The sequence below is a fragment of the Flavivirga aquimarina genome (assembly GCF_030540835.1).
Taxonomy (GTDB): Bacteria; Bacteroidota; Bacteroidia; order Flavobacteriales; family Flavobacteriaceae; genus Flavivirga; species Flavivirga aquimarina.
This window is the reverse complement of the sequence record NZ_JAUOEK010000062.1, coordinates 1-205: the sequence shown is the minus strand read 5'-3', so window position 1 is coordinate 205 and position 205 is coordinate 1. Positions and strand designations below refer to the sequence as shown.

Genomic DNA, 205 nt, shown 5'->3' with positions numbered 1-205 from the left:
TTTTAGGTTATGATATAGATGAGGAACTGCCCTGGCACTCTACGATAAGCCGTACCCGACAATTGTATCCAGAAACTGTCTTTGAAGACGTTTTTACTAGAGTACTTGCTATGTGTGTAGAAAAGGGAATGGTCAGCGGTCACACCCAGGCCATAGACTCTGCACCAGTAAAAGCCAATGCTTCGATGGACACTTTAGAGCTTAA

Annotated in this window: 1 protein-coding gene; it reads left to right on the top strand. The window is 43.9% G+C overall.

Going from position 1 to position 205, the window contains the following annotated elements; translation table 11 throughout:
- Positions 1-205, top strand: a 205-nt coding sequence (locus Q4Q35_RS22555; RefSeq protein WP_303276718.1) for a transposase, incomplete at both ends; no start/stop codon positions are given.